This is a genomic window from Pseudomonas sp. UM16 (assembly GCF_050312595.1).
Lineage (GTDB): Bacteria > Pseudomonadota > Gammaproteobacteria > Pseudomonadales > Pseudomonadaceae > Aquipseudomonas.
In genome coordinates this window covers 1-630 of the sequence record NZ_JBNPJT010000061.1, presented here as the reverse complement: position 1 = coordinate 630, position 630 = coordinate 1, and the positions used below count along the sequence as shown (strand labels likewise).

General features: G+C 48.3%; 1 protein-coding gene. It reads right to left on the bottom strand.

All coding sequences use genetic code 11. The features are described from left to right. Positions 1-321 (bottom strand): hypothetical protein (locus ACQRAX_RS25550; RefSeq protein ID WP_427867780.1); only part of this gene is annotated, 321 nt, incomplete at its 3' end. Between the last annotated feature and the right edge of the window lie 309 nt (positions 322-630).

Sequence of the window (630 nt, the reverse complement as noted above, 5' to 3'; positions counted from 1 at the left end):
TCGGATTTTTGAAAGACTGATTTTCGGATGTTCGGCGGTCGTCTGAAAAACTCTCCATCCATTACCGCCAAACACTTTTTGAAGGAAAATATCATGAAATTTATTAACACCTGCCGTAAATACGGCGCAAAACTGGCTGTTGTAACAGCCGCCCCCGCTGGCTTTGGCGGCACAGGCAAACGCAGCGTTGCCCGAAACGGCAAAAAACGCTTTGGAAGCCGCAAAAGCGGACGGTGTGGAAGCCGGTTGGATTGTAGTGGGCGTTTTCGCCGCGCTTTTTGTATTTTCCATCGTTAAGAGGGTGATGAAGTAAGGCGGCATGTACTGCCAAGTCGGAAATAAATGTCTTGAGAAGCACCGGGCCGAAAACCTTTATTTCAGCTTGGTAGTACCAAGAATCAAAGAAAACGGACAGATAATCAGGCCGGAATATAACGGCAGCATGTGGAAGATGTCGGACGGTCAGCCGCTAAGGCTTTCATTGGCGGAATGCAGTCCGAAAGACAACCTGCAAAGCGGTCTTGAAACAGGCCGGATAGTATTCGGCGTCCTCGCGTCCGTTTACTTTGTTTCCCTGCTGAAAAAGGTTTTGAAATGATGGATTTTTATTTCTATCTCGGCGTTGCCGTC